The following is a 16382-nucleotide window of genomic DNA, read 5'->3' on the forward strand; positions in this document are numbered from 1 at the left end:
GGGCTGCGCAGCAGCCCCTGGGGCTTTCAGGGCTGCTGCGCAGCCCAACGCGGGACAAGCCCGCTCGCCACAAAGGAGCTCGCCACAAGAAGATATGTCTGGCGGGAACAGGTTTGTACAAAACCATAGAATTTCCCACAGCGACCGCGCACAGCCACTATCGAGGCCAGGCCCGGAACCCTGTGGGAGCTGGCGACAGCCTGCGATGAGGCCAGGACAGGATTGCACAAAACCAGAGAAGCTCCCATGCAGACAGTCACTCCCGCTGCGTTTCAACGCAGAGCAACGCTGCGCCTGAGAAAACAATGCCGCTCACAAGCTTGCCTCAATAATACGTACGCGGCTCCACCTCGGCCTTGTTCAACACCGCGCCCACCAGGTTCGACTGCCCCAGATGGCGCAGGCAATCTTCAATATCCTTTTTGCTGTTACTGCCATTGGCAACCACCAACAGCACACAATCGAACTTGGGCAGCACGGTCAGCGCATCATCCGAGCTCAACAGCGGCGGCAGGTCGAAAATGCAGATGCGCGATTCGTAGCGGTCGCGCAAATCGCCGATCAGCTTGTTGACCTTGGCCGACGACAGCGTCTCGGTCGAAAGCGGGATAGGTTCGCGGGTCGGCAGCACCACAAAACGCGGCAACGACGGGTTGACCAGCACGTCCTCAAGCCCCGCCTTGCCACTGATGAACTCATTCAGCGCCTTGTCCATCGGCAAGCCCAGGGCCTTGCCCACACGCGGACGGCGCAGGTCGAAGTCCACCAACAGGGCAGTCTTGTCAGTGTGGTGGGCGATGCTCATGGCCAGGTTGACCGCCAGCACCGTCTTGCCCGCTTCAGGTGTGGGCGATGTGATAGCCAGCGTGCGCCAGCCGTTTTCCTCCATGGCCTGCAGCACCTGGGTGCGCAACAGGTCGAAGGCCCAGTTCATGTTCGAGTTCTTGTTATGGGCGACGATGCGCTGCCGCTCAAGGTGCTCGGCATTGAGCGGCACCACTTTGGTCTGCACATAGTCGAACGGGCCCAAGGCGTCAGGCTGGTCGAGCAACGGTGCAGGCTGGGGGGTGTCCGCAGTGCCTGGCGAAACGGGGTGGATGTTCTTGCCAACTGCCGGCGTAATCCTGTCCATCACTGCTTTCCCTATTCAAACCAAGCCATAGTCTTAAATAGCAGAAGATCCAGGGGCATGTAGAACAGATGGATGAGTAGCAGCATCAACGCGACCCCCACCACCCCTGCGATAACCACCGCCACCCGCCACTGCCGGCGCCGGGCGAGCTCCGCCTGGGTCGCAATGAACGGCACCGAGACCAGCACCCGCTTGCCCAGCACGCTCTCAAGCGCACCAGGGCCACGCACGCGCTGGTTGAGCATTTCCATCAACATCACCAACGCACCACCAATTGCCGGGGCCAGCACCACACCCAGCGCGACGATCTTCTTGCGGTTGGGCTTGACCGGTTTTTCTGGCAGGCGCGGTGGCTCCAGCAGCACGAAGCGATCGGCTTTGTTTTCCTGCTCCAGGCTTTCGCTGATCTTCGCGCCCATCTCTTTGGCGCGAATTTCTTCGTACTTCTTGCGCGCGTTGTCGTGGTCGCGCAGCAACGTCACCAGACCACGCTCCACCTGGGGCGCAGCGAGGATTTCTGCCTCGATGCTTTCCATTTTCTTGCCCAGGTCGCGTTTCTGCTGGGCAAGCGAGGCCAGGTTGGCCTGAGAGGCCGCGATCTTGGCCTGTGCTCGCGCCACGTCGATGTTGACGCCTGATACGCTGCCAGCACCCTTGCCGCTGGCTTGCAGCGCCTCGATCTTGCGTTTGACCGCCACCACGTCGGGGTGCGCTTCGGTATAGCGAGTCAACAGCCGGGCGTATTCGGCCTTGAGGCTGCCCAGGTCCTGGGGCTGGTCGGCGGGCGTTGTGCGGCTACCGTCGGTGCGGGTGGCAAGGCCTGCGTTGGCGGCCGACAGCTCAAGTTGCAGGTAACGCTGCTCTTCCTGGGCATTCTTGTAGTCGCGGTCGACTTCACGGAACTCAAGCTCCGTGCGCGACAGCATGTTCATGCGCAGGGTCTGGTTTTCTGGCAGGGCATTGGCGTTGGCCTGTTTGTAGTCGGCTAGCTGGTTTTCCAGCACTGCCAGCTCCGCCCCCAGCTTGTCGGCTTCCTGGGTGAGGAACTCGGTCGTTTCGGTGGCGCGCTCGGTGCGCTGCTTCATGTTCTCGTTGAGAAACAGCGTCACCAGCTCGTTGGCCACTTCTTTGGCGACCTCCGGGCGCTTGTGGTCGAACGACACGTTGAACGCCACCGTGGTCTCGCCGCGGCCCTTGACGAAGGTACTCAGGGTATTGACGCCAATGGTGGTGCGCATCAAGTCGATCTTGTCCTGCTCGCTGAGGGCGCGGCTGCTGTCGGTGAACAACTGGTACTTGTCGATGATGCGCAGCAGGTTGTCGCGGGTCATGACGCGCTGGCGGATCACCTCGATGCGCTCATCGGCAACGCTTGGGTTGGCGGTACCGACCAAGTCAGGCGAGATTTGCTGGGATTCCACCAGAATGGTGCCGGTGGATTGGTACACCGGCGGTACGCTCAGCGCCACAGCCACCGTGCCCACCAGGATCACCGCCATGCTGACGCCCAGCAACACAGCCCGATCCTTGACGATCGCGATGTAATCTTTGAGGGAAAGCTCGTATTCAGATTTCATGGCGATCACCAGGCTGATGGTCAGAGGTCAGGGAACCTGTAGGTCAGGGTCAAACCAACGATGGTTGCAGCAGCATCCGGCGCGCCGGATTGCTGGCGCTCCTTGTAAAGCAGCGCCAGGCGCAGGTCCCAGTACGGCGACAACTCGCGGCTGGCCCATACGCTGTAGGTCTGCAGGGTGTTCGGAGTCTGGCCTTTGCTGTCCTGCCACTGCGCATCCAGGCCCACACGGGTCAGTTCATCGAGCGCGTAGCTCCACATGCCATGGATGAGGTCGAGCTGGGCGAAACCGCCTTCGGCGCTGGCCACGGTGGTGCGCTCGGCGCTCAGGCTGGCATCGCTGCGGGTGCCGCGGTAATCGAGCAGCACCCCGCCCTCCCCGCGCCGTCCGCCTTCAGAGCCTGATACCTGGTTTACACCAATATGGGCGCGACCGGTCAGGGTGTCGGTGATCTGGTACTTGACCCCAACGCTTGGCGTGTAGCTGTTGGACGCCACAGCGGTGTCGGTCTGGTCGGGCTCGTAGCGGCGCAGGCGCAGCCCGGCGAACACATCGGTGCGCTCGCTCAAGGCGTAGGTCAGGGTCGAGGTGTTTGCCAGCTCGTCGTAACCGGTCAAGGAATTGATGTCATAGGTGGCGTGCGAATAACGGGTTTCGTTATCCAGCGTGGTGCGAGCACTCAGCGCCCGGCTGAAATCGCCGGAAAGCAGGGTCATTTTCTGCGTGCCATCGGTGGTCACCACCCCGGTGTCCAGAACCGTACCGGACAGCGTCGAGCTTTCGAGGTATTGGGCACGCAGGCCGAAATGGCCGGTTTCGGTTTCGCGCCGCCAGCCAAGGTTCAGGTCCGGGTCTTCGCGGTTGGCCTGCACCGAGGGGTCGGAGGAATGCAACACATGCACACCAAGCCCGAGGGTCAGTTGATCCGCGCCGAAGGTGCCGACCAGGTTGTAGTTGGGCTCGATGAGTGTACGCATCACACCCTTCTCGTCTGAGGTCAGCAGCAACGGGTTGCTGTCGTACTCCACTGTTGTGGGTACCACTACCGAGGACTGCCAGATAGCGGCCTGAACCAGGCCAGGGAACGGCAACATCAGTGCCGCCGTCGCAATACATGTTGTTCTGAAAATAGGCACAGTGCGATCTTATTCAAGTACGGTGGGCTCAGGGCACGATCAGCGTATCGCCTGCCTGAAGCTGGAAGTTGGTGGACATGTCACGGCCGGACACCAAGTCTTTATAGCGCACTGGCAGTATGCGCTGCGCGCGGCCATTACCGCGTACCACCTTGATGGCGGCTTCGTCAGCGAACTTGTCCAGACCGCCCGACATGCTCAGCGCCTGCAGCACCGCAGTCGGCCCGGCCATGGGCACCGGGCCCGGCTTGACCACCTTGCCTTGCACGTACACAAGGTTACCGGCGGTGCCGGTCACCACCACACTGACATTGGGTTCGGCAATGTAAGGCTTGAGCCCGGCAGTGACTTTTTTTGCCACGGCTGTGACATCCAGGCCCGCCACATCAACGCGCCCAGCCAAGGGGAAGGTGATGCTGCCGTCGGGCAGCACGGTGGTTTCCTGACGCAGCGAATCTTCCTGCCAGACCGAGATAAGCACACGGTCACCAGGGCTCAGCAAATAAGGGGATGAAGGGTCGGCGGCAAGGCTGGCGTTGGACCACGCCATCAGTACGCACAGTACAGCGAAGATTGAACGCACCATGGGGTCCCTCCTGCCAGGTCGGCATGCAAAGAGCACTGAATGAGAACTGCACACAACTTCTCGCTCCGGTCGCAGCATCAGTGGCTGCGCTGGCCTCGAACTTCCTTGAAGCCCGCTGCCACGGGCTGTTACTGCAAGCTCGCTGGCAACTGGAATATAGCAACGGTTGGCCAATTGACAAGCTGGCCGGCAATCGTCTGCCTCTAGACTTTGCTGCGGTTTGCCACGGCGACGAAACCAATGACGGCGAAGCCGAACAACCAGCCTGCGGTAGCCAATGGAATGACGTTTGCCTGGCTGATATAGGAGTCGGCAGCGCGTGCGGCGCCGCTCATGAGCACCAGCAGGAATATCGACTTGATAAAGAGTGTCGAGCGCATGATCCCCTCCTGAGAAAGAGGATAAACAACAGTGTCTGGGCGGGTTTCAGCGCGCAACTGCTTGGCTGGTAATTCGAGCTTATGGGCAGAGTGACACTACGTCAACGTTCCGACACCATGATAAAAATCAATCGCCCAAGGCCCCCACAGTCAAAATACCGCCAGCAGAAAACTGCATATCGAAAAGCCATCACCGATAAACTAAAAAGTCGGCAAAAACCGTGAATATGCGGCCATCGCCGCGCAAATATCAAAAACGAAAACGCCCCGGGAAAAATCTGGGGCGTCAATTTCGATCCCGCCAACTGTTTCAGCAATGAGAATGTAAACAGCTATTGCTGCTATCGGCGTCAGTGCTTCGGCAGCAAGTCCATTGTGCGCTCAACTTCGTTTATATCGATGGTAAAGCCATCGCCAACAGGGGTGCCGACCACAAATGCAAAGTGCTGCCCATCACGGTCGGTCATGTATTTGTAATAACTGATAAAGCGGTTCGGCGGTTGCAAGGTGAATACGGTTCCACCCGGTTGCAAAACGTTCACCCCATGTACCAACTGGCTGCCCTCCACGCCCATAACTACCCTCGCGCCTGCGCAGGCCGCAATGATGGTCGGCACATCCAGCCTGAGTGGGTTGATGACACGAAAGCCCCATGTGACGCGCATGTGCTCGGCCAACTCAAGCTCATTGCGCAGCAGGCGTAAATCGCCTTCGTGGCCACGCAGGATGAACACCCCCGGGTGTGGGGCATGCTCGACGTGAGTCAGCAACTTGTCGCCCATGGCTCGGTAGCGCTGGTGCCGGCTGCGGTTGTGGCTCACATCATCGAAAAGCACCAGCTGATGAAAGAACGCAGTGCGCAGGCGCAGCGGGTTCATGCCCAGCCAGTCTTCGTACGGCGGGGCTTGAGTAAACAGCGGGTAGCGTGCAGAAGGTGCCGTCGTTACCGGCACGCCCTCATCGCACGCCAGTGCGTAAGTCACGCAGTCTTCCATCAACCAGGTGCCGAACCAGGAGTTGCCGTTCTGGGTGCAGTAGATGGCCCCACGCTCGATTTCGTTTTCGACCAGCACGGGCGCAAAGCGCTGCGGCTTGAGGGTCAGCCAATGGCTGGCATTGCCTTTGTACAACGCGCCATCGATCAACCACACGTTCTTGATCAGGTAGCCACGGGTAGGGCCTTGCTCGATGCTCAGGCCACCCGCCATGGTGGGGCCGGGATGCACGTAGGGGTAGAAACGCTGGCCCTCCCAGCCGGTCACCCGCTCCATCTGGCCTGGCAGATAGATCGCTGGGGGCGACACGGTGATTTCGCCGGGCGCGATATCCCAGCGTTTGTCGGCGATGCTCTTGAGGTCGGCCGCCGGTTGTCCGGTCAGGCGCTTCCTGAGCATGTGCCGGTAAGCAGCCAGTGACCAGGCATGCCGACGCGCCAGCGCCGGGTGCTCCGGCCTTGAGATATCAGTTCCCATGCAATGCCCTCCGGGTCAAACCGTTCAGCTGGACAACACGCGCTCAAGCACCGGGGGCGAGGCAAACCCGGCGTAGCGGCTGCGCAAGGTATCGAGCAGGTGCTCGCCATGGCCTTCGCTGCCATATACGTAGATTTTGTGCAGGCCGCCGAATACCATTTCCTGATAGCGGCTGGCGACCTCTTCTTCGGTAGGCCCCGGCGGGATGCCCAGGTGCAGGGTCAGCTTGTTGCCTTCGACTGCAAATAATGGCGTATCCCAGAGAAAGCTCGCCCGCCCGGCCTTGGGCAGGCGCACGAACAGATAGGCATGGTTGTTCAGCCCATCGATGTCGCCGCCCCGTCGGCGCTTCCATTTCAGCAAGCCGTCATCAGGCCGCGCCAGGCACAGCCCGATATCGTAGTAGTCGTAGCCGTTCTGCAGCGCCCATTCCAAAGCCATGAAGGTGGTGATGGAGTTGACCTCGCGCAGTTTCTTGGCATCCGAGAACACCGCCTCGCAGTAGCCAAAACGCAAGGTGCTCCAGTAACGCTTGCCGCCGCGGGTAATCTCGCAGCCCAAATGGCAGGCCACTACTTCATCGCCCATTGTGATCAGGTCCAGGCGACCGACGCCCTTGGCCAGGCGGAACACATCATCGGTGGGAAACTGCGCCGCATGGATACCCTGGCGCGCTGTGGCGTAGGGGCGCAACAGCTCGCGGTCGGCCATGGCGATTTCGGCATCGTCAGTGGTTTGGCGCATCTGATACAGCGGCCTGTGCTTGCGGATACTGCGCCTCAGCTCGCTGTCGTAGCGCGCGGTGATGTCTTCAAGCGGGCGCCCCAGCGGCACCACGGCGCTCAGATAATGCGGCACCGACAAAGAACCGGCGGTGGGCACTTCGCTGATCATCACCACCTGCCGGGCTGCATCGGGGTTGGGGTCGGTGGCAAATTCGGGCTCGCTCTGGCGGTCCTTGCCCCCGATCAGCAGCTTGGCCATGGCGCGCTGCTGCTTGCGGCCCAGGTAAAGAATTTCGTAGGGGCTGTCGGGTTTCAGGCGAAAACGCGCCATTTCCCAGCGCCATAGACAAGCGCGACCCAGCGCGTCGCGTAACGAATTTGCAACAGTTCGCAATTCGTAGCGCAGTGAAGGGGAAACAAGCGTGCGCGCAGCACTGCCCAGCATTGCTTTCATATTTTCGTCCCTTTGCTGTGCCGTGCATCAGGGCGCTGCCGCCAAGCCCGGACCGGGCCTTGGGGTCGTTTAACACCTTGATATCACTGAATTAAACGGCTGCCACGGTGGGTATGACTGAAAATAAGTAAAGATGCCGGACCGCCAGCTGGCAAGCGGCCAAGTGATATCATTGCAGAATATTTCATGACGCCAGCCTTCCGCCGCCCGCGCCCTACTCCGCTGCCGGGCGGCGCTGCGCGTGATTCTGTTGCAACCAGACGCGCAGCGCGTCTGCCGGCATGGGCCGGGCGAGCAGATAACCTTGGCCCTGGTCGCAACCGGCATTGCGCAGAAAGTCGTACTGCGCCTGGGTTTCGATGCCCTCGGCGGTGATCCGGTAGCCCAAGGCATGGCCCAGGTCGATGATCGCCCGGGCGATGGCCACGGCGTCGTCGTCATCGGGCAGGTCCTTGATGAACGCACGGTCGATCTTCAGGTGGTCGATGGGCAAGGCGCGCAGGTAGGCAAGCGAGGAATAGCCGGTGCCGAAGTCGTCCACCGCCGTGGCCACGCCCATGGCCTGTAACTGGGCAAGCACCGCGCACGCCTGCTGCTGGCTTTCCATCAACAGGCTTTCGGTAATTTCCACCTCCAGCAGGCTCGCCGGCAGCCCATGTGCTTCAAGGGCACAGGCAAGGCTGGTGACATAGTCGCTGCGCTCGATCTGCAGCGCGGCCACGTTGATTGCCAAGGTGCCGGGCAAGGCGTCATTGGCGCGCCACTCGGCGAGCTGCGCGCAGGCCAGCTCAAGCACCCGCTCGCCCAACGGGATTATCAGCCCGGTACGTTCGGCCAACGGGATGAACTCGCCCGGGGAGACCAACCCATGCTCCGGGTCGCGCCAGCGCAGCAGCGCCTCGACGCCTTCCAGGCGGCCACTGAACAGGTCCAGCTTTGGCTGATACCACAGCTCGAACTCGTTGTATTCGAGGGCCCGGCGCAGGTTGCGTTCAAGCTCCAGACGCTGGTTCAGGCGCGCCGTCATCTCGGGGTGATATGGCCGCCAGGCGTTGCGCCCACTCTCTTTGGCCGCGTACATGGCAATGTCGGCGTGGCGCAGCAGGCTGGCGGCGTCCTCGCCGTGCTGCGGAGACCAGGCCAGGCCAATGCTGCCCGTCACAAGGCTGGCATTGCCATTGAGGTCGAACGGCCGTTGCAGACAACGCAGCAAAGCCCGCATCTGGTGACTGACCTGGCCTTGGGCGCCCTGCAGCATGAACACGAACTCGTCCCCGCCCAGACGGCACACGCGGTCCTGGGTATCGAGCTCCTGCAGAAACCGGGCAGTCGCTTTTTGCAGCAACAGATCGCCCATGGGGTGGCCAAGGCTGTCATTGACCTGCTTGAAACCGTCTATATCCAACATCAGCACTGCCAGCCCATGGCCACGCTCGATGGCCTGGTTGAGCTGCCGCTGGAACAACACGCGGTTGGGCAGACCGGTGATGGTGTCGTAGTGGGCCAGGCGCTCCAACTGCGCCTGGGACTGGCGCAGCTCCAGGTTGCGCAGCTCCAGTTGGCGTTGCTTGCGGTTGAGCTGGGCAACGAACAGGCTGAACAGCCCGGTGCAGCACAAGGCAAACAGAAACAGCGGCGAGCTGAACAGGCTCAGGTTCGACCAGCCGCCGTAGGGCACGGCCACCATTTGCCAGACACCGCCGGGCACCGCCACGCTCAGGCTCACCTGCGGGTCGTCGAACAGCCGCGCATTGCCCCAGATCAGCTCACCTGCCGCGCCCTTGCCGTCGCTGCCGCGTACGGCAAGCTCCAGGCCCGAACCGGGGCGCAGGCCGGCAGACTGCAACAGGCTGTCGATGTCGGCCACTATCGAGACGTTGCCCCAGTAAAACTTCACCCCGCGCTTGCCGTCGATGAACACCGGGCGCCGATAGATCAGCGCACGGCCGCCCTGCTCCAGCTGCAATGGCCCGGCCAGCACCGCCTGGCCGCGCTCGCGCGCCGTCTGCAGCAGCGGAAACTGCCGCGGCAGGTTGCGATAGTCCATGCCGATGATCGACTCGTTGCCCGGCAGCGGGTAGACATCGCGCACGACATCGGCGGGCGCCAGCACGATGTGCTTCATGTAAGGCAGTGATTTCAACGCATCGCGGGCCATAGCCTGGAAGTGCGGCGTACTGATAGCGCCATCCGCGCTGATCAACTGGGCGATGCCTTCAGCCTCGGCGAACGCTGCGCGCAGTTGCACTTCAAGCGCCCCCCGCACCCCGGACAGCCGCGCCGCCAGGTTGGCGACCTCTTCACTTTGCTCGCGCTGGGTATCCAGATGCCCGAGGGCCATCGACAGGCCAATGCCGACCACGGCAAAGCCTACCGGCAATACACGGCTGAGGGCCCGGCGCGCTGCGTTCGAAGCGCGCCCTGAGGGAGAAACGGCGGGGAATCTGCTGCGGGTCATAAGCCTGAAATCGGGGGCGATTCACACTCTATCGGCGCGCTGGCGGCAATGTTGAGCCAGACTGGTGTTTTTCCAATGGCTGGCGCATGCTCGTAGCTGAATCGCTTCACCCGGCCAAATACAAGAGGTGCAGTAACCATGGATCGTCTGCTCGACACGCTGTTTCCCGCCCCTGCGGACATACCCGAGGCCTGGCGCCTGGGCGAGCCGCTGGAGCAACGCGATTACCTGGTGGCCGGTGAACTCAGGCGCTGGGACGGCCCGTTGGCGACGGTGCGCAGCCCGGTGTGGCTACAGGACGCCGAGGGCGAGCGACAGGTGATTCTGGGCAGCGCCCCGCTGCTGGATGCCGACACCGCACTGCAAGCCCTGGACGCTGCCGTGCAAGCCTACGACAAAGGCCGGGGCGCCTGGCCCAACATGCGCGTAGCCGAGCGCATCCAGCACGTCGAGGCATTTTTGGCACGCATGCGCGAACAGCGTAGCGCGGTGGTCAAGCTGTTGATGTGGGAAATCGGCAAGAACCTCAAGGACTCCGAAAAGGAGTTCGACCGCACCTGTGACTACATCGTCGACACTATCAACGCCCTGAAAGACCTGGACCGACGCTCCAGCCGTTTCGAACTGGAGCAAGGCACCCTCGGCCAGATCCGTCGCGCACCGCTGGGCGTGGCGTTGTGCATGGGGCCTTACAACTACCCGCTCAACGAAACCTTCACCACGCTGATCCCGGCCTTGATCATGGGCAATACCGTGGTGTTCAAGCCGGCCAAGTTCGGTGTGCTGCTGATCCGTCCGCTGCTCGAAGCGTTCCGCGACAGCTTCCCGGCTGGGGTCATCAACGTCATCTATGGCCGTGGCCGCGAGACCGTCAGCGCGCTGATGGCCAGTGGCAAGGTCGATGTATTTGCCTTCATCGGCACCCACAAGGCCGCCGCAGACCTGAAAAAACTCCACCCGCGCCCGCACAGGCTGCGCGCAGCCTTGGGCCTGGATGCCAAGAACCCCGGCATCGTGCTGCCTCAGGTCGACCTGGACAACGCCGTCGAAGAAGCGGTCACCGGCGCGCTGTCGTTCAATGGCCAGCGTTGCACGGCGCTGAAGATCCTGTTCGTGCACGAAGATGTGGTCGAGCCGTTTCTGGAAAAATTCCAGCGCAAGCTGGCAGCGCTCAAGCCCGGCATGCCGTGGGAGGCCGACGTAGCCCTGACGCCACTGCCTGAGGCGGGCAAACTGGACTACCTGAACGGCCTGGTGGCCGACGCCACCGCCAAAGGCGCAAAGGTGATCAACGAGGGCGGCGGGCAAAGCCGTGGGTCGTTCTTCTACCCCGCGCTCTTGTACCCGGTCAGCCCCCAGATGCGCGTGTACCACGAAGAGCAGTTCGGCCCGGTGGTGCCGGTGGTGCCCTACCGCGACCTGGAAACCGTCATCGACTATGTGCTCGACTCGGACTTTGGCCAGCAACTGAGCCTGTTCGGCAACGACCCGGCCACCATCGGCGCGCTGGTTGATACATTCGCCAACCAGGTCGGGCGTATCAATATCAACGCCCAGTGCCAACGTGGCCCGGACACCTACCCGTTCAACGGCCGCAAGAACAGTGCCGAAGGTACGCTGTCGGTGCACGACGCCCTGCGGGTGTTCTCCATTCGTACGCTGGTCGCCACCAAGTTCCAGGAAGCCAACAAAACCCTGATCAGCGAAATCATTCGCAACCGCCAGTCCAGCTTCCTGACCACTGACTACATCTTCTAAGCCCCAGCCAGGCGTTCGCCAACCGAACGCCTGGTTGAAACCCTCAGCGCTTTGCTTGAAGCTTGTGACTCGTAGCTTGGAGCTGCTTCTCAATGCGTATCATCGAAAAATCCGGCGCCCAGGTGCGCAGCCTCACCCCTGCCGAAGAAGAGCTGCTGGTGGGCTTTGCCAGCGCCACGCTTTCCGGCCCGCGCCTGCTGCAGGCGAACCAGTGGTTGATGAAAGTCCGCGGCGCCAACCAGTGGCTGGCGTGCGATTGCCGCAAGGATGCCTTGCCGGTACTGAACATCTCCCTGAACGGCAGCACCGGCACATTGTTCCTGCGCAACAACCCCGACACGCCAGAACACGCCCCCGGCTGCCCGTTCAGCAAGGACGAGCGCGAAGCCGCCGAGCGCAGCAACGAAACCACCCAACCGGCCGCGTGGCTCGCGCCCGATGCCCCGCTGCGACTGATCGGCGACTATCGGCCCGCCGGCGAGGCGGATGCGTCCAGCACCCCGCGTGAACCTGGCGAGCGCCGCGATCAGCAACGCCTGCTGTCGCTGCTGCTGACCTGGATCGAAGCCAGCGGGCTCAACGTCTATGCCACCCACCTGAAAAAAGACCTCACCGGGCAATTTGCCGAATTGCGCGGGGTGGCAGGGCGCTACCCGCTGGTGGAGCGAGTGCCGGCCAGCAACTACCTGCAAACCCGCCTCGACATGAAGCACATGATGATGCTCAAGGCACGCCTGCGCGAGGCCACGGTGTTTGCCAACCACCGACGCCATGGTTTGTTGCTGGACTGCGTCGAGCAGGTCAAGGGGCGCAAGGTGATCACCACGCGCAGCGAGGACGGCTTTGACTTCCAGGGCCACCATCAGTACTGGGGTGGCAACCGCACGGTTGGGCCGCTGCTGGTCCTGGCGTTGTATTCGCCAGCCACAGCTGGCAGCCAGTTCTATGAGCTGATTCACGTCGCCAGCGTGCCGGTGCTGTCGCGCGCGCACCTGTTCCCGGTGTACCGCGATGAAGAACGCGAGCCACTCAAGGCGCTGGTGTCGCTGATCGACTGGATGGCGGGCAAAGGCGTGAAGGTGTTGATGCGCCGGCCGGTGATCGGCGGGCAGGTGATGGATGAGCTGGTACTGACTTCGGATGGTGACCGGGTGCTGTCGGTTTCGCTGCTGGAGCAACCGATCGGGCCAGAGCCTGAAACCGATAACTTCAAGCGCTATGCCGATTTCAAGAGCCTGGAGACGTTTCGCAAGTATGTAGCTGGGTTTTTCATGCGCGAGCGGTGAACTATTCGGCTTGTGAGACAGTAAATGACACGCACCTTTGTAGGAGCGGCCTTGTGTCGCGAAAGGGCTGCGGAGCAGCCCCAGAATCGCGGCCTCATGCAAAATTGATGGGGCTGCTGCGCAGCCCTTCGCGGCGCAAGGCCGCTCCTACAAAGGGACCGAGCCAGTCACGGTAGTGGGACTCGGCTCGGTTTTAGAAGGCAGCCTTGAAAATCGCTTCAATTTCCGCTTGGCTGGCAACCCGTGGGTTGGTCAGACCGCAGGCATCTTTCAAGGCGTTAGTGGCCAGCACCGGCACGTCTTCAACCTTGGCACCCAGCTCCGCCAACCCAGCCGGAATACCTACCGCCACCGCCAACTGCTCGATGGCCGAAATTGCAGCACTGGCGCCCTGCTCCGCTTCCAGCCCACATACCTTCACCCCCATCGCCTTGGCCACATCGCGCAGGCGCGCGGCGCTGACTTTGGCGTTGAAGCGCTGTACGTGCGGCAACAGCACCGCGTTGCACACCCCGTGCGGCAGGTCGTAATAGCCGCCCAACTGGTGCGCCATGGCGTGCACATAACCCAGCGACGCATTGTTGAAGGCCATGCCGGCGAGGAACTGCGCATAGGCCATGTTCTCCCGCGCCTGCAGATCCTTGCCGTCGTCTACGGCCTGGCGCAGGTTTTCGCTGATCAGGGTAATAGCCTTGAGCGCACAGGCGTCGGTGATCGGGGTGGCCGCAGTGGACACGTAAGCCTCGATGGCATGGGTCAGCGCATCCATGCCAGTGGCCGCCGTCAGCGACTTGGGCATGCCCGCCATCAGCGCCGGGTCGTTGACCGACAGCAGTGGCGTGACGTTGCGGTCGACGATGGCCATTTTCACGTGGCGCGCTTCATCGGTGATGATGCAGAAACGGGTCATCTCGCTGGCGGTGCCGGCGGTAGTGTTGATGGCGATCAGCGGCAACTGTGGCTTGGCGGAACGGTCGACACCCTCGTAGTCACGGATATGCCCGCCATTGGTGGCGCACAGGGCGATGCCTTTGGCACAGTCATGGGGCGAGCCACCGCCCAGCGAAATCACGCAGTCACAGTGCTCACGCTTGAGCACTGCCAGGCCATCTTCCACGTTGGCGATGCTGGGGTTGGGCTTGGCGCCGTCGAACACCACCGAATTGATATCGCGCTCGGCCAGCAGGCCGGCAATGCGCTCGGCAACCCCTGCCTTGGCCAAGCCTTGGTCGGTCACGATCAGCGCCTTGCGCAGGCCGTAGCCGGCGATGGCGTCCATTGCCTCGTTCAGGCAATCGATGCCCATGATATTGACGGCGGGGATGAAGAACGTGCTGCTCATGGGCGGGTCCTCTCAGGTTTTGGTTATGCCGTCGAGGATCAGCCGGAAATGCCGGGCAAATATTGATCCAGCGCAAATCATTGCCAGGCTGCACCCCCTCCCTTCGTCGGGTTGCCTTGCGCGGGTTTCAACCCAGGAACAGGCGGTAAGCCGGGTTATTCGTCTCGTCCCAATAGCGATAACCCATGGCCTCCAGCGCCTGCGGCAGCCCTGGCTGCTCGTCCTCCGGGACCTCCAGGGCGGCGAACACCCGCGCCTCGGCAGCGCCATGGTTGCGGTAGTGGAACAGGCTGATATTCCAACGCTTGCCAAGGCGCTCGAGAAAGCCAAGCAGCGCCCCCGGACGCTCGGGGAATTCAAAGCGCAGTACACGCTCGCCTGCCCCCGGCGCGGCATGCCCGCCCACGGTATGACGCACGTGCAGCTTGGCCAGTTCGTTGTCGGTCAGGTCGAGTACCTGGTAACCCTGCTCGCCAAGGCTTGCCAGCAGTGCTTCGCGCGGGTCGTGCAGTGGGTGGGTCTGGACGCCGACAAACAGCCGCGCCTCTTTGCCAGGGTAATAGCGGTAGTTGAATTCGGTGATCTGACGCTTGCCCAGTGCCTGGCAAAAGGCGCGGAAACTGCCCGGCTGCTCGGGGATGGTCACGGCAATGATCGCCTCGCGCTGCTCGCCCAGTTCGGCGCGCTCTGCTACATGCCGCAAGCGGTCGAAGTTGACGTTGGCGCCCGAATCGATAGCCACCAGCGCCTGGCTCTGCAAACCTTCGCGGGCGACGTACTTCTTGATGCCGGCCACCGCCAGTGCACCGGACGGCTCGGTGATCGACCGGGTGTCGTCATAGATGTCCTTGATCGCCGCACACAGCTCGTCGCTGCTCACGGTGACCACCTCGTCAACGAAATGCCGGCACAGCTCGAAGCAATGCGCGCCGATCTGCGCCACTGCCACGCCGTCGGCGAAGGTGCCCACTTGCGGCAGGATTACCCGCTCGCCCGCGGCCATGGCGGCCTGCAGGCAGTTGGAGTCTTCAGGCTCGACGCCGATCACCTTGACCTCAGGGCGCAGGTATTTTACGTAGGCGGCAATCCCGGCGATCAACCCACCGCCGCCTACCGGTACGAAGATGGCGTGCAGCGGGCCTGGGTGCTGGCGCAGGATTTCCATGGCCACGGTACCTTGGCCGGAGATCACGTCCGGGTCGTCGAATGGCGGCACGAAGGTCGCGCCATCGCGGTCGGCCAGGGTCAATGCGTGGGCCAGTGCATGGGGGAAGCTTTCGCCGTGCAATACCACGTTGCCGCCACGCGAACGCACGCCCTCGACCTTGAGCGACGGGGTGGTGGTTGGCATGACAATGGTGGCGCGGATGCCCAGATGCGCGGCGGCCAGTGCCACGCCTTGGGCGTGGTTGCCGGCAGAGGCGGTGATGACGCCGCGCTCGCGCTGGGCTTGGGTGAGGCGTGACAGGCGGGTATAGGCGCCGCGGATCTTGAACGAGAAGGTCGGCTGCAGGTCTTCGCGTTTGAGCAGTACCGCGTTGCCCAGCGCCGCAGACAACGCCGGGGCGGCTTGCAATGGGGTCTCGATGGCCAGGTCGTACACCGGCGCCGAGAGAATACGGCGCACCTGTTCGCTCAACAGTTGCTGGGGGGTTACGGCGCTGCGTGGGCTGACGCTGAAGCTGGTCATCAATGACTCCTGGTTTTGTGATTTGCCCAGGAGTCAGAGAGAAAAAACCCGCCTCCAGGGCGGGTTCGGTGCACGTACGCGCTAGCCCGCCAATCCGATAATGGCGGTAATAATAATGTTGGCGGCGTAGGTGTGCGGGAAGGTATTCATGGGCAAGGAACTTATCCCGTGCACTCAATGCACGTCAACAGGCTTTTTGCCGGATCGGGCGCTACCTCTGCACCGGCCTCATCGCAGGCTGTCGCCATAGAATCTTCCACAGAGGCCATGCGCAACCGCAACATTGCTGGTTGGACCCAATCCTATGGAAAATGATAGACAGTTGTGGCGAGCGGGCTTGTCCCGCGTTGGGCTGCGCAGCAGCCCTGAAAACCCAAGGGGCTGCT

At 62.3% G+C, this 16382-nt stretch carries 12 protein-coding genes; 2 read left to right on the plus strand and 10 right to left on the minus strand.

The features are described 5' to 3' along the window. Window positions 1–325 precede the first annotated feature (325 nt). From HU720_RS21325 to HU720_RS21360, 8 genes are all read right to left on the minus strand, one after another. Window positions 326–1132 carry a CpsD/CapB family tyrosine-protein kinase gene (locus HU720_RS21325; protein WP_186522565.1) on the minus strand — a complete coding sequence of 269 codons (807 nt, stop codon included), beginning with the start codon at window positions 1130–1132 and terminating at the stop codon, window positions 326–328. Window positions 1133–1143: 11 nt separating this feature from the next. Then, window positions 1144–2709: a lipopolysaccharide biosynthesis protein gene (locus tag HU720_RS21330; protein WP_186522566.1), complete on the minus strand. Its 1566-nt coding sequence runs from the start codon at window positions 2707–2709 to the stop codon at window positions 1144–1146. Between the two features lie 20 nt (window positions 2710–2729). After that, on the minus strand, window positions 2730–3845 hold the full coding sequence (locus HU720_RS21335; RefSeq protein WP_186522567.1) for a hypothetical protein: 1116 nt from the start codon (window positions 3843–3845) through the stop codon (window positions 2730–2732). A gap of 28 nt (window positions 3846–3873) precedes the next feature. After that, a complete protein-coding gene (locus HU720_RS21340) occupies window positions 3874–4431 on the minus strand; it encodes a polysaccharide biosynthesis/export family protein (RefSeq protein WP_186522568.1) in 558 nt (185 codons plus the stop codon). Between the two features lie 203 nt (window positions 4432–4634). Beyond that, window positions 4635–4811: a hypothetical protein gene (locus tag HU720_RS21345; RefSeq protein ID WP_186522569.1), complete on the minus strand. Its 177-nt coding sequence runs from the start codon at window positions 4809–4811 to the stop codon at window positions 4635–4637. A gap of 350 nt (window positions 4812–5161) precedes the next feature. Continuing rightward, window positions 5162–6283, minus strand: a complete 1122-nt coding sequence (locus HU720_RS21350; protein WP_186522570.1) for a glycosyltransferase 61 family protein — start codon at window positions 6281–6283, stop codon at window positions 5162–5164. 24 nt (window positions 6284–6307) lie between these two features. Beyond that, the gene (locus HU720_RS21355; RefSeq protein ID WP_186522571.1) at window positions 6308–7462 is read right to left on the minus strand and encodes a hypothetical protein; all 1155 of its coding nucleotides are present in this window, start codon (window positions 7460–7462) and stop codon (window positions 6308–6310) included. 214 nt (window positions 7463–7676) lie between these two features. Further along, window positions 7677–9920 carry an EAL domain-containing protein gene (locus tag HU720_RS21360; RefSeq protein ID WP_238337759.1) on the minus strand — a complete coding sequence of 748 codons (2244 nt, stop codon included), beginning with the start codon at window positions 9918–9920 and terminating at the stop codon, window positions 7677–7679. A 138-nt stretch (window positions 9921–10058) separates the two neighbouring features. Here HU720_RS21360 and HU720_RS21365 point away from each other — a divergent pair, with 138 nt between their 5' ends. Both HU720_RS21365 and HU720_RS21370 read left to right on the plus strand, forming a co-directional pair. Further along, window positions 10059–11678 carry an NADP-dependent glyceraldehyde-3-phosphate dehydrogenase gene (locus tag HU720_RS21365; RefSeq protein WP_186522572.1) on the plus strand — a complete coding sequence of 540 codons (1620 nt, stop codon included), beginning with the start codon at window positions 10059–10061 and terminating at the stop codon, window positions 11676–11678. A 92-nt stretch (window positions 11679–11770) separates the two neighbouring features. Then, complete coding sequence (locus HU720_RS21370; protein ID WP_186522573.1) at window positions 11771–12964, plus strand: hypothetical protein; 1194 nt, start codon at window positions 11771–11773, stop codon at window positions 12962–12964. A gap of 193 nt (window positions 12965–13157) precedes the next feature. On the opposite strand, the gene yiaY is transcribed toward HU720_RS21370, so the two are convergent. Next, window positions 13158–14306: an L-threonine dehydrogenase gene (gene yiaY, locus HU720_RS21375; protein ID WP_186522574.1), complete on the minus strand. Its 1149-nt coding sequence runs from the start codon at window positions 14304–14306 to the stop codon at window positions 13158–13160. 127 nt (window positions 14307–14433) lie between these two features. Continuing rightward, window positions 14434–15996 (minus strand): threonine ammonia-lyase, biosynthetic, encoded by a 1563-nt coding sequence (gene ilvA, locus HU720_RS21380; protein WP_186522576.1) that lies wholly within the window; start codon window positions 15994–15996, stop codon window positions 14434–14436. Window positions 15997–16382 lie beyond the last annotated feature (386 nt).

This window comes from Pseudomonas sp. SWRI51 (genome assembly GCF_014268825.1).
Classification (GTDB): domain Bacteria; phylum Pseudomonadota; class Gammaproteobacteria; order Pseudomonadales; family Pseudomonadaceae; genus Aquipseudomonas; species Aquipseudomonas farsensis.